Source organism: Clostridium estertheticum subsp. estertheticum, assembly GCF_001877035.1.
Classification (GTDB): domain Bacteria; phylum Bacillota; class Clostridia; order Clostridiales; family Clostridiaceae; genus Clostridium_AD; species Clostridium_AD estertheticum.
This window is the reverse complement of the sequence record NZ_CP015756.1, coordinates 2,247,783-2,272,602: the sequence shown is the minus strand read 5'-3', so window position 1 is coordinate 2,272,602 and position 24,820 is coordinate 2,247,783. Positions and strand designations below refer to the sequence as shown.

Genomic DNA, 24,820 nt, shown 5'->3' with positions numbered 1-24,820 from the left:
TTTCCACCTAAAATGCAATAAAATAAGTCTAATATTGCAATAAACTAATAGTATCCTACAATAATCTATGCTAGTTAAGTTGAATTTATCATCTATTTTCTTATTTGCTAATTAGTTTTAAATCATCTATAAATGACTTAACATGCTCATCTTTAGTTGCCCAAGATGTTACTAATCGCACTGCAGAATTATCCTCATCAATTTTTTGCCATACAAAAAACAAATAATTTTCTTGAAGTTTTTCAATTGTTTTATTATGCAATATTGGGAATATTTGATTTGTTGATGAATTTATTAAAAATTTATATCCACACTCTTTAATTCCTAATTTTAATGTTTCCGCCATAAAATTAGCATGTCTCGCTAAATCAAAATAAAGATCATTTTTAAATAGCTCAAAAAACTGTATACCTATTAACCTGCCTTTTGCAAGTAATCCACCCTTTTGCTTAATATGATATCTAAAATCCTCTTTAAGACCCTCTTTGCAAATAACAAGGGCCTCACCCATTAATGCACCGTTTTTAGTTCCACCTATATAAAAAACATCAGTAAGCCTTGGCAAATCTGAAATCTTAATGTCATTTTCTTTTGAGCATAATGCAGACCCTAGCCTTGCTCCATCAACATATAAAATTATATTATTTTTAGTGCAGAAATCATATAAATCCTTTAACTCCTGTTTCTTATATATAGTACCTATTTCTGTTGGATTTGATATATAAACTATTTTAGGCTTTACCATATGTTCGTCTGTATGCTCATCTATAGCCATCTTTATATGAATAGGTTTAAGTTTTCCATCATCTACTTTTACAGAAATAACTTTATGGCCAGTTGCCTCTATTGCTCCAGTTTCATGAACTAACACATGTCCAGTGCTCGCTGATATAACAGCCTCATGTGGTCTTAAAAATGCAGAAATAGATGTAAGATTTGTTTGAGTTCCACCACAAAACATATGGATATCAATATCATTACACTTTATTTTATCCTTTAATAATTTAATTGCACCTATTGAGTATTTATCTTCTCCATATCCCTCTGTTTGCTCCATATTTGATTTCATTAATGCTTTGAGTATATTTGGATGAGCGCCTTCACTATAATCATTTTTAAAACTATACATTTATTTTCCCCTCTCTACATCATTGGTTATTTTAACTTTAAGTCTTTGTTATAACTTTTTATATTTTTAGCTTTCTATATCTATTATAGGTCGCCATTATTTCTTGCTTTCTAGGCATTGCTAAACTACCGCTTCCACCTTTTAATCTATCCATGGATATTAACCCATTTCTATCTATTTGGCAAATTATATTATCAATCATGTCACCAAAATTTAAACCCTTATTCATAAGACTTACTTCCGCCCATTTCATAATACTTCCAATAGCATTTACTTGCTCACTGTCAACTATTTGTTCCACAGCCCTTAAATCTATATCATCGCGATTTATACTTAAAACACTTAACCCAATTGTTTTCATCTTAATACCTTTATCCCCTTGTGTTATAGTTCCGGCCTTGACTACTCTATTAAACCCAATATTCGTTTTTAAATCTCTATCAATAATTCTTTGCATTATATTACCACGACTTAACTTTTTAGCCTCTTTTGTAACATCCTTTGCTTCATAATTGTCCAATTGAATTACGCTGTCTGCTACATCGAAAAACTCTCCTGAACTTCCTACTACCATTATTGTTGAAATACCATTTTGCTTATGTAAAGGTCTTACTATTTCTATAAATGGTGTAATTGGTTCCTTTTCCTTTGAAACTAATTTTTGCATTAAATCATCTCTCATCATAAAATTGGTGGCTGAAGTATCCTCATCTAATAATAGTACCTTTGCTCCACTTTCTATTCCCTCTATGATACTTGCCGCCTCTGATGTACTTCCACTTGCGTTTTCTGTAGAAAATTCTATTGTATCTTTACCGTTAGGTAGTTTACTAATAAATAGAGATATATTCGTTTTAGTTATACATCTGCTATCTTCTGCCCTTACCTTTAAGGCTGACTCATCTGTTATAACAAGTTCCCTACCATCACCTTCAATATGATTATAAACTCCATGTTCTAAAGCTTTTAATAATGTGGATTTACCATGATATCCTCCACCTACTATAAGTGTTATACCAGCTTTAATTCCCATGCCACGAATTTTACCATGACTCTTTGTATTAAATTCTACTTCTAGGGCTTTTGGTGATGCAAATGCTATACCACCTTTTAGTGCCTTTGTAGACACTCCACTTTCTCTAGGTAATATCGATCCATTAGCCACAAATGCAACTAGCCCGAGACTTTTGAGTGACCTTCTTATATATTCTTGATCTTCTACAAGGGTTACTCTACTTGTTAATTTTTCACTATCTATGTTTTTATATATTAAAGTCTTTTCAACAATGTTTGGTATAACATTATACAAAATTTTCTCAAGTTCTCTGGCTAGTACACTTCTCCCTCTTGCTGGAAATCCAACATAAAATCTAGCTTCTATTTTATCCTCATCTATAATTATTGAAGTTCTATCTAATATTTCCTGTGGACATTTACTTATTGCTATTAATCCACTTTTCCCAGACCCAAAAACTTTTTCAGAACACTTATTTATATTATAATAAAATTCTCTTGTTAAAAAATCTGCTACTGCAATATTTTTAATTTTATTATCAAAAATTTCTTTTGGAAATTTAGAAATATTCTGATCCACTATTACTCTAATTCTTGATGGTGATGCAAAAGGATCACCTTGAACATGGTCTATACAAAGCACAAAACTTCCAAAATCATACTCTCCCTCTAAGTTTTTATACAATCTATAGCTTTTCCCATCAATTTTATCTATTTCCATTTTCAAAACTTGCGAACTTTTCATATAACTCTCCTTTATTTAACATATCCCATGTTTTATAACAAAAGAACCAATCACGGAGACTGCTACCTATCCCGATTGGCTCTTTAGATTTTTCATTTAATTAAATCTCATATTTACTCTAAATTGAATATTCTAATGTTTCATCTACACTATCACTAAATCTTATTGTTCTATATTTAGTAAATTCTAACCATTTGTTTGCAAACTTCTCATTCATAACTTTTTTGTATTCATTTTTATATGATACGAAATCATTTTGTGATGTTAGTTTAATACCAAATCCTTTTTCATTTATAATAACTATAAGTTCATATGAGTAATTTTCTACTGGTATAACATCTATTAACTTACCATTTCTTATTTTAGAAACAAGACCAGCATTTAATGCAATTATATCAAAATCTTTTGTGTATTCATAACTTGATCCAAGGAAAGGCACATTATCTCCAATTTTATATTGTGTAGCCTTTATCAATTCTTTTTTAATTGCTAGTGCTTTAATATCAAAATAGTATTCATCAAAACAGTTAATAGTAAGTTTAAATTTATCTTTACTAAAGGTAGTTTCTATGACACTAGTAGATTCTGCTACCCCTGAAATAATTCCACCACCACTTACATCATAACCATCTACTATTACAAATCTACCTGTATTTTGGTTATCTGCAAATTTATCAAAACATATTTTTTCCTTTGTCCTTATAGTAACTTCAGCTACATCATTAGTTTTCGCCTCAGTTGCATCTTCATAAGTTCCTATAGTACTTGCATCTATAACTTTATTAAAAGCTACAATTTCACATTCTACTTCTTGAGTTACAAGTTTTATCTTATATTTTCTGCCTTTTACTAAACTATTTTTTCCCATCCAAAATATATTAGTAGTAAAAAGATCAGCAATAACAGGAGCATTATCAATGTGTGAAATTATTTCTCCCCTTTTATTGAAAAACTCATCTTCAAAAGTAATTCCCACTGACATTCCTGCACTTACTGTACTTACCCTATCTTTTTCTACAAAGGCTTCTATACTTTTTACTTTTGTAGTCCTGTTTGATGGAGAAATAAGAATTTCATCACCAACCTTAAGCGTACCTGCTTCTATTCTACCTGCAATTATTCTCCTATTATCAAATTTATATACATCTTGAATTGGGAATCTTAGTGGTTTTGCGTCTAATCCTTCTTCCTGAGTAAATAAATCCAATGCTTCAAGAACGGTTTCTCCTTTGTACCAAGATAATTTTTCTGATTTTGAAGTTAAATTTTCACCATAAAATGCTGAAATAGGGATGTAGCTCATTGGATGTACATTTAATTTTTTTAGAAAAGCATTCATTTCATCTTTTATAACATTAAATTTTTCCTGGCTGTAATCTATAAGATCCATTTTATTAACTACAACACACACCTGCTTTATACCAAGTAGTGATAATATATAACCATGTCTTTTAGATTGTTCTTGTATTCCTTCTTTAGCGTCTATTATAAGTAGTGCAGCTTCAGCACTAGCTGCACCTGTAATCATATTTTTAAGAAATTCTATATGTCCTGGTGCATCTATAATTACGTAATCCCGTTTATCTGTATGAAATTGAAGTGAAGTTGTATCTATTGTAATTCCTTGTTTTTGTTCTTCTTCAAAAGCATCTAATAGATACGCATATTCAAAAGGTTTACCTGTTTCTTTAGCAATTCTTTTAACTTTTTCAATTGCACCTTCTGGTAGTGATTTTGTATCATACAATAACCTTCCAATTACCGTAGACTTACCGTGATCTACGTGTCCTACTGCAACTATTCTTAATTGTTCTCTTGTATTTCCCATTAGTAATAAACCCCTCCCTTACATGTAACCATCTTTACGAAGCTTTTGCATAGCATATGAATCTTCTTGATCTTGAGCTCTACCTGCTCTTTCTCCCGTTGTAGTATGTTTTAATTCCTCAATTATTTGATCAATCGTCACCGCATTTGACTTTATCTTACCTGTACACTCAGCACATCCAAGGCTTCTGTATCTTTCGCCGTTCTTTGCAAAATATAAATCTATAAGTGGTATATTTTCTCTCTGTATATAAGTCCATATATCTATTTCATTCCAATGAAGTATTGGATGAACCCTTATATGATTTCCTTTTGGGAAATCAGTTTTAAATTGATCCCAAAGTTCTGGTGCTTGATTAGTGTAATCCCACTCTGAATCCTTATTTCTTTCACTAAATACTCTTTCCTTTGACCTAGAACCTTCCTCATCACTTCTAATTCCAAGAATTAATCCATCAAATTCATATTTTGTAACCACTTGCTGAAGGCCATCTGTTTTTAGTGCTTTGCAACAAACGAGTCTTCCTTTATCTGGTCCCATACCTGCGTCGATTGCTTCCTGATTTGTATGCACTATAAGGTCGATATTAAACTCTTTAGCAATTTTATCTCTGTATTCAATCATCGCAGGAATTTTATGCTTTGTGTCTACATGAATAAACGGAAAAGGAGAGTGTCCGAAAAAAGCCTTTTTTGATAACCACAATAATACTGTTGAATCCTTACCAATTGACCATAACATTCCAAGTTTACCTAGTTTTTTATAAGATTCTCTTAATATGAAAATACTTTCTGCTTCTAATTCATCTAAATGATCCATAATTTAACCTCCCTAATATTTATTAGCTTCCGCTACATTTGTTGTAATAATTATCTCGACCTTATTTGGCTTATATATGTGCCAATGAAGAAGATTTTTTTCTTTTTTGGTATTTAAAAAAGTTCCTTTGCCACCAATATCAGAGCCAAGATAATAATTTATAGCCTGGACTGGACATTCTTTAAGACAGGCAGTACACCCCCAACACTCATCGGGGTATTTTATAAAAGCTTTCGATTCATCGTTTTTAAAAATAAGATTTCCCGGACAAATCGTACGGCATTTACCACAACTCACACATTTTTGTAAATCTATTTTAATGCTCATAAACTTCATCTCGCTTTACTAAGTTTCTAAAGACAACTTTAACCGTGCCTTCCTTATATATAGTATTTACATACTTAAGCAAGTTTTCGTCTTTTTCCTTGAAGTCTGCATTTTCACCATAACATTTCCAGCGTGTTTCTTTCCTTGCTAGAAGATGAACTATTAAAACTTTGCAGACGTATAGCCTATCAATAACTTCGTATATTTGAAGTAGTTCTCTCATATCTTTAGCACTTAAATTATTTGAAAGAACTAAAAGTTCTTCTATTTTTTTGCTAGCAATTTGTAACTTAGAAGAATTAAAAACATAATTCTTAGATATACCCCCTGCATATTCATCCATTACCTTTTGCATTGCCTCTTCAATACCATTTATAGAAAATAAGCTATCGTTCTCTTCAAGAAAAGTTTCTAATAATTTTACTTTAGCAGAAATTTCTTTATCATTAATTAGCTTGTTTTTCTTGTTTTTTATAAACTCAATTGCAGCACAAGCTGCAATTTCACCTTCTACAAAACAACCAGTCACATATTTTTTAGGACTTCCCCCAGCGACATCACCAGCTGCATATAAGCCAGAAATTGTTGTAGCACGCTTAGCATCTACCCAATATCCACTAGCCGCATGTCCACCGACTATATAAGGCTCCGTACCTTCTATCTCAAGATTTTGTAGACTTGGTCCAACTCCATCTTCAATCCACTTTAAAGTCTGAGCAGGTGCCATATTAAGATATGCCTTGTAAAGTTCTTCCTGGGCTTCACCCGAAATGCCTTTTGTTTTTAAATAACAAGGGCCTAAGCCTTTCCTATTTTCCTCTACAGTTGCAAACAATCGTGTTGTAGTTAAAGGTTTGCCATATTTTTTTACATATTCTTCTCCACTAGCATTAACTTGCTTTGCACCAATCCCCTGAGCCACCGTGCCTGTAGGAGCTATGGTATCCTTACATCTTAGAGCAATAAATCTCATTTCAAAAGAAGTCATTTCAGCTCCTGCTCTAATTCCCATAGCATAACCTGCCCCAGTATTAAAGGGTGAATACCACATTTTATGTTTAGAAAAGCCAGGATTATTAGGTTTATAAAGACCAGATGCTCCGCCGGTAGTGCAAATAACAGCTTTTGAATATATTACGTAAAAAATATTTTTTTCTATATGAAAACCATAAGCCCCAATGACTATATTATCCTTAATAATATAGTCAATTATATTTACTCTATTTAAAACCACTATGTTTGCTTTTAAGTTAACCTCATTTGCAAGAAGGGGTTTTATGTTTTCACCATTAATTTTAATACTTCTTTTTCCACGAGTTACATATTTACCATCCAAGTCCTTTAAAATAGTAAGGCCTATACTCTCCATATATTTTGTAACCTTATTTAAATTCTTAGCTATTGAATATACTAAATCTTCTCTTATTATACCCTCTGCTTCTTTTTTAACATAGTCTACAAAGTCTTCTGGGGTATATCCCCCATTAATGTAGGCATTTATTGCATTAACACCTGCCGCTAAACATCCGCTTCTTTTAATATTAGCCTTATCTGCTACAACAATATTAATATCTTCCTTTTTACTTAAGGTTAATGCTGCATAACATCCAGCGGTACCTCCACCAACTATTAACACATCTGTTTCTAGTATTTTTGTTTCAAGCCTCATTATATCCTCCTAGCCAAGACATTTTAAAATAAATAACTATAAATACACTATTCTATTTTAGATACTAACTTCAAGTAGTCCAATATTTGATCTACACATTGATCTACTGTTTTCTCTTTTGTGTTTACAACAATTTCAGGATTTTCAGGATTTTCATATGGGGAAGATATACCTGTAAATTCTTTAATTTCGCCAAGTCTTGCCTTCTTATATAAGTTTTTAGGATCTCTCCTTTCACATTCCGAGAGAGGGCAATCAACAAATATTTCAATAAAATCATCGCCAAGTGTTGAACGTGCCATCTCACGATTTGCTTTTAATGGAGATATGAAGCAAGCAATGGTTATTAATCCTGAATCTACAAACAATTTTCCTATTTCACTAATTCGGCGTATATTTTCATTTCTATCTTGCTTTGAGAATCCAAGATCTGAGTTTATACCTAGGCGAATATTATCTCCATCTAATAGATAGGTTGCTTTGCCCATTTCATTTAATCTTAAATCTAAAGCATTTGCTACTGTTGACTTTCCAGAACCTGATAACCCAGTAAACCATAATAGCTTAGATTTTTGTGATAATAGATTTTCTCGCAACTTCCGAGTTACAAACGTATCATGCCAAGTAAGGTTTTCTATGCTCATTTATATTCACCTCCATTAATTTTAAAAACTAAGCCCTATCGAGGCCCCATTTATATCTCATATTTTTCTCAAGTCTTGAAAAAACAAGCTTATCCACCACTAACCCAAGAATTATTATTACTATCATTACAGCTACAACTTGGCTAATGTCGGCTAAATCACGGCCTACCATAAGCACTTGGCCAAGCCCTTTTGTTGAAGATAACATTTCTCCTGCCATCAAAGCCCTCCATGCAAATGACCAGCCCTGCTTAAGTCCGCTAACTATATCTGGAAGTGCTGCTGGCAAAATTACATGGGTATAAACTTTACTACCCCTTGCACCCATTGTTTTTGCAGCCCTTATATATAATGGATTTACATTTTGTATTGCATATTTAACTGATATTGCCACAGCAAACGTTGAGCCAATTGCAATTACAAAAATTATTGAAATCTCACTAAGTCCAAACCAAAGAATAGCAAAAGGTAACCAACAAATACTAGGTAAAGTTTGAAGTCCTAAAATTAATGGTCCTAAATTTTCATCTAAATATTTAAATTTAGCAATTGTAAGTCCTAGAGTAACTCCTATTATTACTGATATAAAATATCCAACTACAATTCTCCTTAAACTTGCAACAATAGCTATTCCTATTGTGTTATCTTTTATAAGTGAAATCAAAGTACCAATAACGTCAAAAGGTGATGGAAAAATATAAGGTTTCCAAATTTTTAAAACATCAACACCTAGTTTATAAATCCCCTCCCATATCACTATCAGGAGTATATAGAACAGTATTTTCTTCAATATTCCAATCACCATCGTATTCTGCTTTTGCAACCTTCTCCACCTCCTCTTTTAATGCTTTCATTATCTTAGATGTATAATAAGCTATATCACAACTTTCCATTTCTCTTGGCCTTGCAAGTTCTATCTTAAATTCTTGCTTTATTCTACCAGGATTAGCTGCCATAACAACAACTCTATTAGCCAAATAAACTGCTTCTTCTGCATTATGGGTAATAAAAATAATTGTTTTTTTTGTATTTACCCAAATTCGTTGTAGCTCTTGTTGCAGCATCATTTTAGTCTGACTGTCAAGAGCTGCAAAAGGTTCATCCATTAGCAGTATTTCAGAATCAAGCGATAGTGCACGGGCAAGAGCTACCCTTTGCTTCATTCCACCTGATAACTCATAAACATAAGAATCTTGAAATTTTGATAAATGTACCATTTTTAAATAATGGATAGCCTTCTTATATCTATCTTCCTTTGGTATTCCAGCCATCTTCATTCCAAACTCAACATTATCTATTACCTTAAGCCATGGAAATAATGCTGCTTCTTGAAACATTACTGTCCTATCAGGCCCCGGCCCTGTTATTTCATTACCATTAAGTAGAACAACACCTTTGGTTGCCTTTTCAAGTCCTGCTAAAATATTTAGTAAAGTTGATTTTCCACAACCAGATGGCCCTAATATGCATACAAAGTCACCCTTTGTAATTTCTAAATTAAAATTTTCAAGTGTACTTGTTTTCTTATGCTTTGAAATAAACTCCTTACTAACATCCTTAACTATAAGACTCAAACGTGTCACCTCTTTTATTTGATTTGAACTTGACCTTTTTCTTTTAAAACCTTATTTAAAATTGTAAGGTTAAACAAATTCTTTGTGTCTGGATTTAATCTTAAAAACCCTTCCTTAAGTGAAAATTTAACAAAATCTAAAACGGAATCCTTTTCCGGATTATTTGTAATTGTTAATCTTTTAAAGGCAACATCTAAAACATCTTTTTCTATTCCTTTTTTTGTGAGCTCTGTAATTTGTTTATTAACTATTATCTTAGCTCTACCAGGATTATTATTAATATAAGTAGTAACATCTACATGTGCTTTTATAAAATTTTCAACAATTAATGGATGCTGCTTTAAAAATTCAGTTCTTACAACTACTACAGCGGTCGTATATTTCCCTTGTCTGAATAATTCTTTATAATCCAAGATAATATTTGCTCCTGCCTCTTTAATAAGCCTTGATCCCCAAGGTTCAGGCACTAATGCTGCATCTATGTCACCCTTTTTTAGTAATGATAAAATATCAGCATTTGATGCTTGCCTTACCTCAACCGTTCCACCCTTTGTTTTATCCTTAAGTCCATTTTCAGACAATATGTTTCTAAGTGTTAAATCTTGCGTATTTCCAAACTGTGGGACTGCAATTTTTTTACCACTCAAATCTTTCAAATTCTTAATAACCATTCCCTTTTTAGATACAAATATTGCCCCAGCATCCGTTGCACCTGCTACGATTTGAATATCCCCTTTTGATTTTGAATATCCATTAATAGCAGGACCAGGTCCAATATATGCAATATCAATAGCTTTTGCAAATAATGCTTCTACTTCTGCAGGTCCTGCATTAAATAATTTCCACACTATTTTATTTTTCGTTCCTATAGCCTTTTGAAAACTGCCTTGCTCTCGTCCTACAAGAGCTTGAGAATGGGTTATATTTGGGAAATATCCAACTCTAACATCAACATTTTCATTTACCACTTTTTTTGATGAACATCCTGATAATCCAGCGATAATTAAAAAGCCTGCCACTATTACCCCCGAAACTTTAAATCCCTTTGAATTTTTCAACGTGGGCCTCCTACTAAAATTAGTTTTATTGAAATCTTCAATACTACTTATATATTATATAATACATGTCTTAAATATCTTTATACTCTAGAACTTTTTAACTTTTAACTATTTTGTCAGAAGTATTTAATTATACTTTTAAAGTATTTATAATGACTAACCATACTTATCCTATAGGTTAGGTGTATGTTAACATTAGTTTAATGAATTGTCAACACAATTATTGCTATTATTATCCTCTATATTTTTCCATACTTTTTTATCTATTGAAAATATTTACAATAAACATTTTCTAATAAAACGATTATAATGAAAGAATTAGATCACTTATATAAGTTTATTATTTAGTATAGAATATACCAAATAATAATGGGAATAATATATTAAATAGGTAACTGAATAAAATTTTCAATGTTTTACGTAGTTTTAATAACTATGTATTGAAATGTTTGTATTCCTATGGTACAATATTAATATAGAATAAGTAATTTAATTTATATAATTTAGTTTTATGGAGGTGTATTATGGAAGTTAAAGATAGTTACATTATAGTAGCATATGGAGATTCTATTACAAAAGGGATTATTTATGATGATAAAAAATCTAAATATGCAACTTTAAAGGAAAATTTTACAAGTATTATAGATAATAAAATAAAAGGACCTGTGTATAATGCAGGTAAATTTGGTAATACAATTATTCGTGGTGCACTTAAAATGTATAATGATGTGATTAAAAAATCACCTGATATAGTTTTAGTAGAATTTGGTGGTAATGATTGCGATTATAAATGGGATGAAATCGCCAAAAATCCTGAAATGGAGTATAAACCAAACACTGATATATATACTTTTCGTGAAACATTACTTTCAATGATTGATACGTTAAAAAATAATCACATAATGCCGGTACTTCTTACTTTGCCCCCACTTGATCCTTTAAAATATTTTAACTGGATTTCAAAAGAAGATTCAACTTCGGAGAAAAATATTTTACATTGGCTCGGAACAAAGGATAGACTTTTTACTTGGCATAATTCTTATAGCAAAATGATTACTCAAGTAGCTAATGAAACTGATACTGTACTTATTGATATTCGCTCAGAGTTTTTAAAACATAATGATTACACTCAATTTTTATGTAAAGATGGTATACATCCAAACATCGAGGGCCAATCATTAATAGCAACTGTTATATTAAACTTTCTAAAAGAAAATTATAATTTTTTATTAGAAAGTTAAAAAAACAAATTTACTGATATGAACTTATGAAAAATTATATATAACTGCACAATACTTTTACTTGGCAACAGTCATTGAAATTTAGTTTCGATGACTGTTGCCTTTATTGTTAAATTATAATATTCATTTATGTTGGTAAATTCCTTAGGAATAGTCTGTAAATTGTTATTTTTGACTCGTTTTAAAATTGAACTTGCAAAATTATAGAATCGTGGTACAATTTATATAATTCGTTTTATAAATAAAAGGGGGTAATATTGTGAATACTAGCATTGGTTATCCTGAAAAGCAGGGATTATATGATCCTGCTAATGAAAAAGATAATTGTGGCGTTGGCTTTGTAGTAAATGTCAGAGGTGAAAAAACCAACGATATTATAAAAAAAGGGCTAAAGGTTCTCGTGAATTTAACCCATAGAGGTGCAGTAGGGGCAGACCCTAAAACTGGCGATGGCGCAGGAATACTTGTTCAAATTCCTGATGAATTTTTTAGAATTAGCTGTGACAATTTAGGACTCGAATTACCTAGAGTCGGAAAATACGCTGTAGGAATGATTTTTTTACCAAAAGAACCGGCATTGAGATTTCAATGTGAAGGTATATTCGAGAGAATTGCAGAAGAAGAAGGACAAAAAATAATCGGCTGGAGATCTGTTCCTATAGATAGTAGAAACATTGGTGACACAGCAAAAGGAACCGAACCTATTATAAGACAGATATTTATAGGGTCGACCTTTAAGGATGAATCACTTTCAGAAGATGAACTACAAGAAGAATTTGAAAGAAGACTTTATATTATAAGAAAAAGAGCTGAAAGCGAAGTAATTAAATTGGTTAATAGAAGCACAGAATATTTCTATATCTGTAGTCTTTCTAGCAGAACAATTGTTTACAAGGGACTTTTACTTGCTGAACAAATAAAAGGCTTTTACATTGATTTGCAAGACATAAATTTTAAAAGTGCTCTTTGCCTTGTTCATCAAAGATATAGTACAAACACCTTTCCAACTTGGGATTTAGCGCAACCTTTTAGATATTTGGCTCATAATGGTGAAATAAATACTATTCGTGGAAATAGAAACTGGATGAATGCTAGGGAAGGAATAATAAAATCTAATGTGTACGGAGAAAATCTTAAGAAGTTATTCCCAATAATTAGTCCTAATGGTAGCGATTCAGCTTCCTTAGATAATATGTTGGAATTATTAAAAATGGATGGAAGATCTCTAACTCATAGTTTGATGATGTTGATTCCTGAAGTTTGGACTACTAATGATGATATGGAAGATTATAAGAGATCATTTTATGAATATCATGGATCGCTTATTGAACCATGGGATGGCCCAGCTGTCGTTGCATTTACGGATGGAATTAGAATAGGTGCAACGCTGGATAGAAATGGACTTAGACCTGCAAGATATGTAATAACAAAGGATGGTTTTGCTGTTCTTGCGTCTGAAGCTGGTGTTCTTAAATTTAAACCAGAAGATATCAAAAAAAAGGGCAAACTTCAACCAGGAAAGATGTTCCTAATTGATACAAACGAAGGACGAATAATTACAGACGACGAAGTTAAGAAAACAGTTTGTACAAATAAGCCTTATGGCGAGATGGTTTTAAAAAACAAACTATATCTAGAAGATTTTGATGGTGTAGTTGATGAAGTTATAATTGATAAAGATATTTTAAAGGAAAAACAGCAAGCCTTTGGTTATACTCTAGAGGATTTAAAACTTATCTTATCTCCTATGGCGAAAAACGGTAAAGAGCCAATTGGTTCTATGGGAAATGATACTCCGCTTGCTGTTTTATCTAATAAACCACAGCTTTTATTTGCTTATTTTAAGCAACTTTTTGCACAAGTTACCAATCCTCCAATTGATTCAATTAGAGAAAAAATGGTAATGTCTTTAATGAACTATGTGGGCTCTCAATATAATGTTTTAAATCAGGATTCTAATGATAATCCATTTATTGAAATAAGCAGACCCCTTTTAACAAATTTAGAAATGGCTAAAATTAAGAATTTAAAAGATAATGCTTTTAAAACTACAACAATCCCTATAACTTTTAAGGCAGACACTGGGGTTGAAGGTTTCAAAATGGCACTTGATAAAATTTGTGAAAGAGCCTCTACAAGAATTAAAGAAGGATATAATATTATCGTTCTTAGTGACAGATTAGTAGACTCCTATGATGCTGCAATCCCAAGTTTGCTTGCGTTATCTGCTGTTCAACAGCATTTAATACGCGAAAAAACCAGAACTTTCGTTTCTATAATAGTTGAAACAGGAGAAGCAAGAGAGACAATGCATATGGCCTTATTAATTGGTTATGGTGCAACTGGTGTTAATCCATACCTTGCATTTAAATCAATTGATAATATTATAAATGAAGGTGATATAGAAAATATTTCTATAGAAAAAGCTCATGAAAACTATATACATGCAGTATCACAAGGTCTTCTAAAAATATTATCAAAGATGGGAATATCAACTATTCAAAGTTATCACGGGGCACAAATTTTTGATGCTGTTGGTTTAAATTCTGACTTTCTACAAAAATATTTTGGAGGAACACCATCTAGAATTGGTGGAATTGGTATAGAAACTGTGGCAAAGGAAGTATTAATTAGACATAAAAATGCATTTAATAAGTTAAGAAAACCTATAGCAGAACTTGATGTTGGTGGATTATATTCTTGGAGAAAAGATGGAGAATATCACCTATTTAACCCTGATACAATTTATAAACTTCAAGTAGCTGCAAGGACTAACGATTACAACTTATATAAAGAATACTCAAAAATCATAAATGATCAAGACAAACATTTATGTACAATTAGGGGATTATTCGAACTTAATTATGGAAATGAAATTCCAATAGAGCAAGTTGAACCAATAAGTGAAATAGTTAAACGTTTCTGCTCAGGTGCAATGTCATTTGGATCTATCAGTAAAGAAGCTCATGAAACTATGGCTATAGCTATGAATAGACTTGGTGGAAAAAGTAATACTGGTGAAGGTGGAGAAGATCCTGAAAGGTTCAAGGTTGATCAGAATGGAGATTTAAGGCGAAGTGCAATTAAACAAATAGCTTCTGCTAGATTTGGAGTTACAACTGAATACCTTGTTAATGCCGATGAATTACAAATTAAGATAGCTCAAGGTGCGAAACCTGGAGAAGGTGGGCAACTACCGGGTAAAAAAGTAGATGTTAATATAGCAAGACTTAGGCATTCAACGCCTGGAATTGATTTAATATCACCACCACCTCATCATGATATATACTCGATTGAAGATTTAGCTCAGCTTATTTATGATTTAAAGAGTGTAAATCCTCATGCACGAATAAGTACGAAATTAGTTTCAGAATTAGGAGTTGGAACAATAGCTGCCGGAGTTGTTAAAGCACATTCTGATGCCATAGTAATAAGTGGTCATGATGGTGGAACAGGAGCTTCCCCACTATCATCTATTAAGTATGCAGGACTTCCTTGGGAGCTTGGACTTGCTGAGACTCAGCAGGTACTTCTCCTAAATAATTTAAGAAGCAGAGTAACAGTTCAAACTGATGGTCAACTTAAAACAGGCCGTGATGTTGTTATCGCTGCACTTCTTGGAGCTGAAGAATTTGGATTTGCAACTACAGCTCTTGTAGTTCTAGGTTGTACTATGCTAAGAAATTGTCATTTAAATACTTGCGATATGGGTATAGCTACTCAAGATCCAGAACTTCGTAAGAATTTCAAAGGCAAACCTGAATATGTTGTAAACTTCTTTACCTTTATTGCAATGGAAATAAGGGAGCATATGGCAAAACTTGGTTTTAGAACTATGAATGAAATGGTAGGTAGAGTAGATAAGATTAGTCCTAAAAAAGCAATCACTCATTGGAAAGCAAAAAATCTAGATTTATCAAATATTTTATATAAACCAGATATGCCAAAGAGAATTAAACGTTACTGCGTTATTGCTCAGAATCATGGTTTAGACAATTCTTTAGATTATAAACTTATTGAAATGGCAAAAGAATCTTTAGAAAATGGAATGAAAAGTACATTTAACTTAGAAATTGAAAATGTTAATCGTTCTGTTGGTGCAATGTTAAGCGGAAGAATCGCTATGAAATATGGCGCTACTGGTCTTCCAGATGACACAATAACATTAAATTTTGTAGGAGCTGCAGGTCAAAGTTTTGGAGCATTTGGTGCTAATGGATTAACATTAAAATTAGTAGGAGATGCAAATGATTATGTTGGCAAGGGATTATCTGGTGCTAAGATTATTGTAAAAACACCAGAAAATTGTACCTTTGTTCAAGATGAAAACTTTATTGCTGGTAATACAATTCTTTATGGAGCAACTTCTGGTAAATTGTTTATAAATGGACTCGTAGGTGAACGTTTTGCAGTAAGAAATTCAGGAGCCCAGGCTGTAGCTGAAGGAATTGGAGACCACGGTTGTGAATACATGACTGGCGGAATTGTAGTTATTATAGGAAGAACTGGTAGAAACTTTGGAGCCGGAATGAGCGGTGGTATAGCATATGTTATAGATGAGAATGAAACTTTTAAATCAAAATGTAATATGGAAATGATTGAAGTAGAATCAATAACCTCAAAATCAGATTTAGATCAGCTTTATTCAATAATAAAAGAACATTTTGAGGCTACTAACAGTAACAAAGCAAATAAGATTTTAAACAATTGGAATGAATATAAATCAAAATTCAAAAGAGTAATACCAACTGCTTACAAAGCAATATTAGAAGGAAAATAGAATAGAGAGAAAATGCAATAAGAAAATATAAGACTGTTCTCTTAAATTTTTGAGAACAGTTTATACTTTTCAATTTTGGAGGTGTTAAATTTGGGAAAATTGCAAGGTTTCAGAGAATTCAAAAGAGAAACTGCAAAAAAACGCCCTGTTAAAGATAGAGTTAAGGACTCTAAAGAATTATTCATAAAATTTCCAGTTGATAAATTACGTCAGCAAGGTGCAAGGTGCATGGAGTGTGGTGTCCCTTTTTGTAACTGGGGCTGCCCACTTGGGAACTTAATTCCAGATTGGAATGACATGGTATATAAAGAGAAATGGGAAAAAGCATATGACAGATTAACTCTTACAAATAACTTTCCAGAATTCACGGGCAGGATTTGCCCTGCCCCTTGTGAAGGTTCATGTACATTAGGTGTTAATAGAGATCCCATTGCAATAAAGGAAATAGAATTAAATATTATAGAAAAAGCATTTGAAGAAGGATGGACAAACCCACAAGAACCTAGAGTAAGAACGGGTAAAAAGGTTGCTGTAATTGGTTCAGGTCCATCAGGTCTTGCAGCTGCTGCTGAGCTTAATTCTGTGGGACATGATGTAACTGTATTTGAGAGGGACGATGAAATAGGCGGACTTTTAAGGTATGGTATACCAGACTTTAAATTAGATAAAAGTATAGTTGAAAGACGTGTTAATTTTATGAAAGAAGAAGGCGTTAACTTTAAAACTAACATAAATGTTGGCGTAGATTATAGTGCAAAAGATCTTTTAGCGCAGTTTGATGCTGTAGCTTTAACCGGTGGAAGTACAATACCTCGTGATTTGAAAGTTGAAGGACGTAATCTTAACGGTGTACACTTTGCTATGGATTATCTAAAACAACAAAATAGAAGAGTTTCAGGCAAAGAAATAGAAACTACCGAAATAAATGCTAAAGACAAAGTAGTACTAGTTCTAGGTGGTGGTGATACAGGTTCTGATTGCATCGGAACAGCTATTAGGCAAGGAGCTAAGAGCGTATATCAGTATGAGATTATGCCAAAACCTCCGACCAACCGTGATGATTCAATGCCATGGCCAACATATCCTAGAACATTAAAAACTACAACTTCACATGAAGAAGGTTGTAATCGTGATTGGAATGTTACAACAAGAAAATTAACTGGCGAAGATGGCTTTGTTAATACTCTCCATGCTACTAGAGTGGAATGGACACATACTGAAAAAGGAATGCAAATGGTTGAAATACCTGGCTCAGAATTTGAGCTCAAAGTTGACTTAGTTATTTTGGCTATGGGTTTCCTTCATCCTCAACACGAAGGATTACTTACCGATTTGGATTTAGACTTTGACAATCGTGGTAATGTAGTTGTAGATGAAAATTATATGACCAAAACTAAAGGCGTTTTTGCTGCTGGTGACATGAAAAAAGGTCAATCACTAGTTGTTTGGGCAATATATGAGGGTCGTTTAGTTACTAAAAATATTGATGAATACTTAATGGGAGAAACCTCATTAAGAGGATAAAAAAACGGTAAAACTTAGGGACGGAAGTCTAAAATATCCTCGTGATTAACGAGATTTTTTAGACTTCCGTCCCCTTTTATAATTTATTTTAATATTTAACGACATTTCAGAAGGAAAGGCTTCCACTTCTATACGTGGTAGTTAACTACCCTATCAATAACAAAACTTCAGCGGTAATATAAATATTCTGAAGTCGTTAATTTTCAGCTCCGAAGGAGATGATTAATGTGTATTATTGTCTATTTTCTTTAAAACTAGAACAGTTCTACTTGGTGTGTTTATTATAACCCCTGTCTTATTATCCTTATGCCTTAATACTTTGGTGTGATAAATATAATTCATATCTATTCTGCTTTGTCCGCCAAACATAACTTCATCACTATTAAAAACAACCTTGTAATCACCATTCTCAGAAGTTGGAAGCTCATATTTTGGAAAAGAGCAAGACGGATTAAAGTTAAATAGAAATACGAATCCACCCTTTTTTAAAGCAAGCAATTTAAATTTTTCATCAGTCCAAAGATTTTGCACGTCACTAGCACCTAAAACATTGTTATATTTTATAAAGTTTATCATTTCTCTATCAAAATTTGATAAGTACTCATACTTGAGATCCTTGTTTTCCATAAGACTCCATTGTCTTCTTGCATATTTATAACTCCAATTGTTACCTTCTCTTGGAAAATCAATCCATTCAGGATGACCAAATTCATTCCCCATAAAATTCAAATAACCCTCTCCACCTAAAGTTATAGTAATAAATTTAATAAGCTTATCAATTTCTATTGCACGATTTATTATTAAGCTATCATCATCTTTAAGCATATGAGAATACATTTCCTTACCGGCCAGCCTAAACATTAATGTTTTATCACCTACAAGGGCCTGATCATGTGATTCAGAATACCCTATATTTTTCTCCATAGGCCTTCTACTAGTTAATTCATACCATAATTGATTCATGCTCCATTTTTCATCAGGTAACTCTTTTAGCGTTTTTACCCAAAGATCAGGTACCCCCATAGATAAGCGATAATCAAAACCCAGACCACCAAAGCTTACCGGTATACACATTCCTGGCATTCCACTCATATCCTCAGCTATTGTTACCGCTGTAGGATTAACTTCCCTAATTAAATCATTTGCAAATTGAAGGTATGTAATTGCCTCTATATCCGTCTCCATGCTAAAGTATTTACTGTAATCTGTAAATGCTACTCCTAATCCTTGGTGATGGTATAACATAGATGACACACCATCAAATCGATAACCATCAAAATGGTATTCTTCTAGCCAAAACTTAATATTTGATAAAAGAAAATGAATAACCTCTGGTTTTCCGTAATTAAATAGCTTTGTGCCCCAAGCTGGATGATTTCCTTTAACACCAGTATGAAAGAATTGATAATCAGTTCCGTCAAACTCATTAATACCCTCAGCTATATTTTTAATTGAATGAGAATGTACTAAATCAAGTAACACTGCAATTCCCATTTGGTGAGCAGTATTAATTAATTTTTTTAAATCATCTGGTGTACCAAACCAAGAGGAAACAGCATAAAAATTGGATACTTGATAACCAAAAGATGCATAATAAGGATGTTGCATAATTGCCATAAGTTGCAATGTATTATAACCATCAGCCTTTATTCTTGGAAGTATATTTTCTGTAAATTCATTGAAAGTACCAATGCCCTCTTTTTCCTGTGCCATACCTACATGAGTTTCATATATAAATAATGGGTTTGTACTTTCAATATGAAAGTCACTATCCTGCCAGATAAATGCATGCTCTGGCTGCCAAATTTGACCTGCAAAATCATGAGTATCATGATCCTGAACTGTTCTTTTAATATAAAGAGGAATTCTATCTCTTGATTTTCCCTTTGCTACTACTCTTACCTTAACACGTGACATATGTTTAAGAGATTGTACTCCTGGTAAGAAAATTTCCCAATTTCCATTTTCTGTTTTTTGCAATGGATGTGTATGAGGATCCCAATAATTAAAATCGCCAATTAAATAAAGAGCATCAGCTTTAGGGGCCCATTCTCTATAAATCCAACCATTTTTCATTAAATGAAAGCCATAATATAATTCTCCATTTGCAAAAGATTTAAAGTCTTGATTACAACCTAGTAATCTTTTCTTAGAAGATGAATAAGAATTCATTCTAAGGTTAATATCGCTTTCATATGGTTTAAGGTATGGATCAATATCTATTATTTTAATATGTTCATTTTTATTATCTTCCATAAAAAATCACTTCCCATTCATAATTTGTTATAAATAAATTATATTATCACTGATATATTAAATTCGAATAAATATTGCAAAATCCTTTGTTTTTTTAAAAATAAATGAGAAAACTTAAAAAGAGTATATCTTCAATATCTTCTATTCCAACAGAAAGCCTTAACGAACTGTAAAAAACTCACATTTTATCTTTTTCATCATTAGTATTACTAGAACATATTAATATTATCTATACTTTACTTGTTTTTTAATATATTTATTTTGCTATTTCTTGATTTTGTTAGTATTATTCATTAATTTAAAATAGGTTTACATTTCAGAGTTAGTTTACATAATCCTTGATATGTAAACTAATTCTGGATTCTTTCAGCCCAAATAAAGTTATTTATAATAACTTTATGATATTTCCTCAAAAAAAATATGAAGCAAAGGTGTTAGCTTTGCTTCATATTTTTAAATATATTTTCTGCGAGTTTTAGTGCAGCTGCTATCGCAGCTCCAGAAGAACTGCCTACAAATAATCCTTCACGAACAGCAATTAGCTTTACCTTATCTTTAGCCTCATCATCAGTAATTTTAATAACACTTTCAACTAGGTTCAAATCCATAGTGGTTGGAACAAAATTATTTCCTATCCCTTCTATATCATAACAATGTTCCTCTCCACCACCTATGGTTGATTCATAAGTATCTACTAATATACCTTTTATATTTTCATTCTTTTCCTTTAAATATTTAATAACACCACTAAATGTTCCACCACTTCCTGCTTCTGCATCCTTAATCATGTAAACTCCAACTCTATCTTTTACGCTACCACCTGGGTTCTCACCCTCAAGTTTTGCGAAAATATTCACCCCTTCTTTTAATCCTTACTTTAACTTTCCACCTTCAATTACGATATTTTCTTCATAATTTGCTCCATACACAGGTGTTAATGTTGATTCATAAGCTTTGTGTACAAATTTCTCCTTGCCAATAGTTACAAGTTCAGTGTTAATCCAATCTTTAAGTTCATTATTTCCTTTAGCAACTGCAGGAGCAATTGTATCTTCTGCTCCAAGTGATGGTACGCCAACGTTAAATTTTGGGTTATCCTTAGCCCATGCAATAACTTCTGTATTATCACTTACAATAGCATCTCCACGCTTATCTTTAAGTGCCTGGAATATTTCCGAGTATTGTTCGAATTTAAGTAATTGTATATCAGGGTAGGTTTTTGTAAGATACGTTTCTGCTGTTGTTCCTTTTGCTATTATAACTTTTTTACCTTTTAACTGATCAATTGATGTAATCTTAGCACTGTTAGGAGCTACTATTCCAAGAGATACCTTCATATAAGGATTTGCAAAATCAACCTTTTGTTTTCTTTCATCTGTAACTGTAAAATTAGCCATTATTATATCAACCTTTTTAGATTCAAGATAAGCTACTCTACTCGCTGCGTCAACCAAAACAAATTGAACTTTAGTTTCATCGCCTAGAAGATCCTTTGCAAATCTTTTAGCAATAACTACATCAAACCCTTGATTTTTTCCATTTGAATCCACATAACCAAATGGAGCCTTATCACTAAATACTCCAATTTTTATAGTCCCACGTTTTTTGATTGCTGCAATAGAACTATCATTTGTAACAGTTGATCCGCTTTTCTTTGATGAATTACTTCCGCAACCCACAAGTCCCCCCACTACTATTGTTGTAACAGCTAAAGCCAAAATAATTCTTTTAACATTTCCCATAATTAATCGTCCCCTTAATTAATATTTGATCATTAATAATTAATATTGTAATATATTTAGAAAGTGCTGTGCACGTTCAGTCTTTGGACTTTCAAAAAATTCCTGTGGCTCTGAAGTTTCACATATAATTCCATCATCCATAAATACTATTCGATCAGCAACTAAGCGGGCAAACCCCATTTCATGAGTTACAATAACCATAGTCATACCTTGCTTTGCAAGTCCCAATATAACATCTAAAACTTCTCTTACTACTTCAGGGTCAAGCGAGGCTGTAACCTCATCAAAGAGAATTATTTCTGGATTCATGCATAAGGCCCTTACAATAGCTATTCTTTGCTTTTGACCTCCTGAAAGCTGACGCGGGTATGAGTCCTTTCTATCTAACAACCCAACTCTAGACAAAAGTTGTTCTGCCTGTGTTAGTGCTTCTGCTTTATCCCTTTTCTGAACTTTTAAAGGACCAAGAAGTATATTTTCTATAACTGTCATATGTGGAAATAATTCATAATTTTGAAATACCATTCCTATTTTTAAACGTATATCTTCCCAATTCATATCCTTTTTAATAAGACTTTTATCTTTAAATTTTATATCACCACTTTGAATTTTCTCAAGACCATTAAGGCACCTTAGTAGCGTGCTTTTACCACAGCCTGATGGTCCTAAAACAACTAGGACTTCCCCCTTATGTAGACTGAGGGTAACACCCTTTAATACGTCTTTATCATCAAATTTTTTATGAATATCCTGTATTTGAAGCAAGACAGTATTGTCCTTATCCATAATTTTCACCCCTAATCTTTCCATTTAGTTTCTAACTTTTTTGATATATAAGATAATGGATAACATACTAGAAAGTACAATATAAATATAAACCCATAAACTCCAAAAGAAGCAGTCGGGAATTTAAAACGAGAACTTTCTATAATCTGTTGTCCCACCTTAACTACATCTATAACCCCTATCAAAACTACAAGTGAGGTAGTCTTAACCATTCTTGTAGCTAGATTAATAGTACCAGGTAACATTCTCCTTATGGCTTGTGGTATAAGAACATACCTATAAAGTTTATAATAGCTTAATCCTAAAGCTTTTCCTGATTCAATCTGATGTTTTGGTAATGATTGCAATGCTCCACGTACAATATCCCCCATTTCTGCCGCACCCCAGAGACTAAAAACAATAATTGCGATTGTAATGCCACTAATATCTACGTTTAATGCTGTAGCAACTCCAAAATAGAAAATAAATAACCAAACAAGTGTAGGTATTACTCTAAATAATTCAAGATAAATGCGATTAATAATAAGTATGGGTTTAAATTTTGTTGTTCTACTAAGTCCAATAATTATACCTAAAATAGAGGCTATAATTATTGAAATTAAAGCAATTTCAACTGTTACAAATAAGCCTTCGAACAAACGCTCAAAGTTTTTCCCTTCAAAGATTGCTCTGATTCCCAAACTCTGCATAACGCACCTTCCTCTCTAGCCAAGATAATAAAATTGATAATGGCAAAATCAAAATAATATAAACCACCACAAGCATTGCTAAAGATTCAAAAGTTTTATAATACATTCCTATTAAATCCTTCGTTACATTCATAACATCCAAGATGGATATAGCTCCCAGTACAGATGTCTCCTTTAATAAAAATATACAATTTGCACCAAGAGAAGGTAAGCTCACAGAAAATGCCTGTGGAATTATCACATATCTAGCTAACTGAAACTTGGAAAGTGCTATGCTAAGGCCAGATTCTATCTGTGACTTACTCACAGCTTCTATTCCACCCCTAAAAGCCTCAGCCATGTAACTCCCCCCTAAAAATGCTAATCCAATTATTGCACAAGTATTCGCACTCATCTTTAAACCTAACTTTGGAAGACCATAATACAGAAAAAATATCTGCACCAGTAGTGGAGTATTCCTTGATAGTTCTATATATGCCTTAACAATAATCTCCATACCCTTAACTTTGAAGTATAGTATTGCACAACACAAAAGACCAATAACTACTGATATAAGTATCCCTCCAAAAGCTAACTTTAAAGTAATCCATGCAGCCTTTTCATATAAAGGCAAACTGCTAATTACAAATTCCCAATCAATACTCATCTACATATCACCTTCTTATAGCATTTGACTTAAATATTTTTTGTTATTTACATAAAATTCATATTTCTTAATATGTTTATCTTTAAAAGTATTCCTACAATTCATGTAGGAATACTTTATATTATATTAACATTTGATAAATTTGTCAATAGCTTAATTAAAGTTGTTTTTCTATAAATTCTATTATATTATCAATTACCTGTTCTTCCCTAGGAACTAATATATTAATTATTACATATCATATTAAACATACTTCAATACTGGGATTATGAAATAATTAAATAATGGGGACCAAATAAAAAATTCAAAAGTTTTCAAATTTTCAATCGCATTATTACTAGGTATATCA

The 24,820-nt window shown here is 32.2% G+C and carries 18 protein-coding genes and 1 pseudogene; 3 read left to right on the top strand and 16 right to left on the bottom strand.

The annotated features are described in order from the left end of the window. Nucleotides 1–100: 100 nt before the first annotated feature. The 10 genes from A7L45_RS10455 to A7L45_RS10410 all read right to left on the bottom strand — a co-directional run bounded on the left by A7L45_RS10455 (nucleotide 101) and on the right by A7L45_RS10410 (nucleotide 10,807). A complete protein-coding gene (locus tag A7L45_RS10455; protein ID WP_071612714.1) occupies nucleotides 101–1,129 on the bottom strand; it encodes a threonine aldolase family protein in 1,029 nt (342 codons plus the stop codon). 58 nt (nucleotides 1,130–1,187) lie between these two features. Next, entirely contained in the window at nucleotides 1,188–2,888 is a 1,701-nt protein-coding gene (locus A7L45_RS10450) for an ABC-ATPase domain-containing protein (protein WP_071612713.1), read from the bottom strand. A 118-nt stretch (nucleotides 2,889–3,006) separates the two neighbouring features. Then, nucleotides 3,007–4,716 (bottom strand): sulfate adenylyltransferase subunit 1, encoded by a 1,710-nt coding sequence (locus A7L45_RS10445; protein ID WP_071612712.1) that lies wholly within the window; start codon nucleotides 4,714–4,716, stop codon nucleotides 3,007–3,009. Nucleotides 4,717–4,734: 18 nt separating this feature from the next. Then, nucleotides 4,735–5,535 carry a sulfate adenylyltransferase subunit CysD gene (cysD, locus tag A7L45_RS10440; RefSeq protein ID WP_071612711.1) on the bottom strand — a complete coding sequence of 267 codons (801 nt, stop codon included), beginning with the start codon at nucleotides 5,533–5,535 and terminating at the stop codon, nucleotides 4,735–4,737. Between the two features lie 12 nt (nucleotides 5,536–5,547). Further along, nucleotides 5,548–5,862 carry a 4Fe-4S dicluster domain-containing protein gene (locus A7L45_RS10435; RefSeq protein WP_071612710.1) on the bottom strand — a complete coding sequence of 105 codons (315 nt, stop codon included), beginning with the start codon at nucleotides 5,860–5,862 and terminating at the stop codon, nucleotides 5,548–5,550. After that, nucleotides 5,852–7,531, bottom strand: a complete 1,680-nt coding sequence (locus tag A7L45_RS10430; RefSeq protein WP_071612709.1) for an adenylyl-sulfate reductase subunit alpha — start codon at nucleotides 7,529–7,531, stop codon at nucleotides 5,852–5,854. Before A7L45_RS10430 ends, A7L45_RS10435 begins: the two co-directional genes overlap by 11 nt. A gap of 47 nt (nucleotides 7,532–7,578) precedes the next feature. Further along, a complete protein-coding gene (gene cysC / locus A7L45_RS10425; RefSeq protein WP_071612708.1) occupies nucleotides 7,579–8,175 on the bottom strand; it encodes an adenylyl-sulfate kinase in 597 nt (198 codons plus the stop codon). Nucleotides 8,176–8,203: 28 nt separating this feature from the next. Beyond that, nucleotides 8,204–8,980, bottom strand: coding sequence for an ABC transporter permease (locus A7L45_RS10420; RefSeq protein ID WP_151553966.1), 777 nt, complete (start codon nucleotides 8,978–8,980; stop codon nucleotides 8,204–8,206). Further along, nucleotides 8,910–9,749 (bottom strand): ABC transporter ATP-binding protein, encoded by an 840-nt coding sequence (locus A7L45_RS10415; RefSeq protein ID WP_071612706.1) that lies wholly within the window; start codon nucleotides 9,747–9,749, stop codon nucleotides 8,910–8,912. The genes A7L45_RS10420 and A7L45_RS10415 overlap by 71 nt, the downstream gene beginning before the upstream one ends. Nucleotides 9,750–9,763: 14 nt before the next feature. Further along, nucleotides 9,764–10,807, bottom strand: coding sequence for an aliphatic sulfonate ABC transporter substrate-binding protein (locus A7L45_RS10410; RefSeq protein WP_071612705.1), 1,044 nt, complete (start codon nucleotides 10,805–10,807; stop codon nucleotides 9,764–9,766). Nucleotides 10,808–11,331: 524 nt separating this feature from the next. Here A7L45_RS10410 and A7L45_RS10405 point away from each other — a divergent pair. The 3 genes from A7L45_RS10405 to A7L45_RS10395 all read left to right on the top strand — a co-directional run bounded on the left by A7L45_RS10405 (nucleotide 11,332) and on the right by A7L45_RS10395 (nucleotide 18,352). Further along, nucleotides 11,332–12,048, top strand: coding sequence for an SGNH/GDSL hydrolase family protein (locus A7L45_RS10405; RefSeq protein WP_071612704.1), 717 nt, complete (start codon nucleotides 11,332–11,334; stop codon nucleotides 12,046–12,048). 259 nt (nucleotides 12,049–12,307) lie between these two features. Then, the gene (gene gltB / locus A7L45_RS10400; protein ID WP_071612703.1) at nucleotides 12,308–16,828 is read left to right on the top strand and encodes a glutamate synthase large subunit; all 4,521 of its coding nucleotides are present in this window, start codon (nucleotides 12,308–12,310) and stop codon (nucleotides 16,826–16,828) included. A 90-nt stretch (nucleotides 16,829–16,918) separates the two neighbouring features. After that, nucleotides 16,919–18,352: a glutamate synthase subunit beta gene (locus A7L45_RS10395; protein ID WP_071612702.1), complete on the top strand. Its 1,434-nt coding sequence runs from the start codon at nucleotides 16,919–16,921 to the stop codon at nucleotides 18,350–18,352. 222 nt (nucleotides 18,353–18,574) lie between these two features. Here A7L45_RS10395 and A7L45_RS10390 read toward each other — a convergent pair whose 3' ends face one another. The 6 genes and pseudogenes from A7L45_RS10390 to A7L45_RS10365 all read right to left on the bottom strand — a co-directional run bounded on the left by A7L45_RS10390 (nucleotide 18,575) and on the right by A7L45_RS10365 (nucleotide 24,471). Beyond that, nucleotides 18,575–20,608, bottom strand: a complete 2,034-nt coding sequence (locus tag A7L45_RS10390) for an alpha-amylase family glycosyl hydrolase (RefSeq protein WP_071612701.1) — start codon at nucleotides 20,606–20,608, stop codon at nucleotides 18,575–18,577. A 434-nt stretch (nucleotides 20,609–21,042) separates the two neighbouring features. Further along, nucleotides 21,043–21,378 (bottom strand): annotated as a pseudogene (locus A7L45_RS10385) (pyridoxal-phosphate dependent enzyme); the annotation flags it as partial. A 102-nt stretch (nucleotides 21,379–21,480) separates the two neighbouring features. Next, entirely contained in the window at nucleotides 21,481–22,350 is an 870-nt protein-coding gene (locus A7L45_RS10380) for a cysteine ABC transporter substrate-binding protein (RefSeq protein ID WP_071612699.1), read from the bottom strand. A 39-nt stretch (nucleotides 22,351–22,389) separates the two neighbouring features. Beyond that, nucleotides 22,390–23,136, bottom strand: a complete 747-nt coding sequence (locus tag A7L45_RS10375) for an amino acid ABC transporter ATP-binding protein (RefSeq protein WP_071612698.1) — start codon at nucleotides 23,134–23,136, stop codon at nucleotides 22,390–22,392. A gap of 11 nt (nucleotides 23,137–23,147) precedes the next feature. Further along, entirely contained in the window at nucleotides 23,148–23,825 is a 678-nt protein-coding gene (locus A7L45_RS10370) for an amino acid ABC transporter permease (RefSeq protein ID WP_071612697.1), read from the bottom strand. Further along, a complete protein-coding gene (locus A7L45_RS10365; protein WP_071612696.1) occupies nucleotides 23,794–24,471 on the bottom strand; it encodes an amino acid ABC transporter permease in 678 nt (225 codons plus the stop codon). Before A7L45_RS10365 ends, A7L45_RS10370 begins: the two co-directional genes overlap by 32 nt. Nucleotides 24,472–24,820: the final 349 nt, after the last annotated feature.

Excerpts from the sequence above, each read along its gene's own strand:
- cysC (WP_071612708.1), bottom strand. The coding sequence starts at position 8,175 with ATGAGCATAGAAAACCTTACTTGGCATGATACGTTTGTAACTCGGAAG.
- A7L45_RS10405 (WP_071612704.1), top strand. The coding sequence starts at position 11,332 with ATGGAAGTTAAAGATAGTTACATTATAGTAGCATATGGAGATTCTATT.
- A7L45_RS10450 (WP_071612713.1), bottom strand. The coding sequence starts at position 2,888 with ATGAAAAGTTCGCAAGTTTTGAAAATGGAAATAGATAAAATTGATGGG.
- A7L45_RS10435 (WP_071612710.1), bottom strand. The coding sequence starts at position 5,862 with ATGAGCATTAAAATAGATTTACAAAAATGTGTGAGTTGTGGTAAATGC.
- A7L45_RS10380 (WP_071612699.1), bottom strand. The coding sequence starts at position 22,350 with ATGGGAAATGTTAAAAGAATTATTTTGGCTTTAGCTGTTACAACAATA.
- A7L45_RS10370 (WP_071612697.1), bottom strand. The coding sequence starts at position 23,825 with ATGCAGAGTTTGGGAATCAGAGCAATCTTTGAAGGGAAAAACTTTGAG.
- A7L45_RS10455 (WP_071612714.1), bottom strand. The coding sequence starts at position 1,129 with ATGTATAGTTTTAAAAATGATTATAGTGAAGGCGCTCATCCAAATATA.
- A7L45_RS10445 (WP_071612712.1), bottom strand. The coding sequence starts at position 4,716 with ATGGGAAATACAAGAGAACAATTAAGAATAGTTGCAGTAGGACACGTA.
- A7L45_RS10375 (WP_071612698.1), bottom strand. The coding sequence starts at position 23,136 with ATGGATAAGGACAATACTGTCTTGCTTCAAATACAGGATATTCATAAA.
- A7L45_RS10390 (WP_071612701.1), bottom strand. The coding sequence starts at position 20,608 with ATGGAAGATAATAAAAATGAACATATTAAAATAATAGATATTGATCCA.
- A7L45_RS10430 (WP_071612709.1), bottom strand. The coding sequence starts at position 7,531 with ATGAGGCTTGAAACAAAAATACTAGAAACAGATGTGTTAATAGTTGGT.
- cysD (WP_071612711.1), bottom strand. The coding sequence starts at position 5,535 with ATGGATCATTTAGATGAATTAGAAGCAGAAAGTATTTTCATATTAAGA.
- A7L45_RS10365 (WP_071612696.1), bottom strand. The coding sequence starts at position 24,471 with ATGAGTATTGATTGGGAATTTGTAATTAGCAGTTTGCCTTTATATGAA.
- A7L45_RS10420 (WP_151553966.1), bottom strand. The coding sequence starts at position 8,980 with ATGGTGATTGGAATATTGAAGAAAATACTGTTCTATATACTCCTGATA.